The sequence below is a fragment of the Paenibacillus sp. MCAF9 genome (assembly GCF_052114265.1).
GTDB lineage: Bacteria > Bacillota > Bacilli > Paenibacillales > Paenibacillaceae > Pristimantibacillus.
The window spans coordinates 1-531 of sequence record NZ_JBFREL010000091.1 but is presented as its reverse complement, the minus strand read 5'-3'; the positions used below and the strand labels follow the sequence as shown (position 1 = coordinate 531).

Below are 531 nucleotides of genomic sequence, written 5' to 3'. Positions count from 1 at the left end.
GGTCTATGCTTGCTTCATAGGATTATGGGCAAGCGAAAGCCACCCGACCTCCAGACTTACCTTAGGTAAGCTGCGAAGCAGAAACGCCGGAATCCTTGGTTATTCTTTATCTGTCCTAAAATACTTTCGGGTTCAATCATTCGTCTTACCGACAGCGAATATCCTTCCTCGCAGCTCAGTTTTTCCCTTGCTTGCTGCTTGTAGAGCATAATAACTCAGACTGACCATATCCAGCATCGGCGATGATCGTCATATGATTGTAATGTGCGCGAACCAATAGTGGAGAGCAAATAAGTGTAAAAGTGCACCTGTTTTTAACAAACAAGATTGGAATGTTGCAAATAGGTGTACTAATACCTCTAATTGATCAGATTTAAGTTGAGTCCGTATACTTGTGTAAAAAGCTAGCATCTCAAAAAAAGAGAGCCATAGCCAAAATCCTCGTTTAGAATGGAGTTGTCGAGACAACATTCAATGGAGGGATTATGGTATGACTCAGTATCAGATATCAGATTAACGTAGATTCAGATC

General features: G+C 41.2%; 1 pseudogene. It reads right to left on the bottom strand.

Going from position 1 to position 531, the window contains the following annotated elements:
• Positions 1-3: 3 nt before the first annotated feature.
• Positions 4-203 (bottom strand): annotated as a pseudogene (locus AB4Z45_RS33045) (transposase); the annotation flags it as partial.
• Between the last annotated feature and the right edge of the window lie 328 nt (positions 204-531).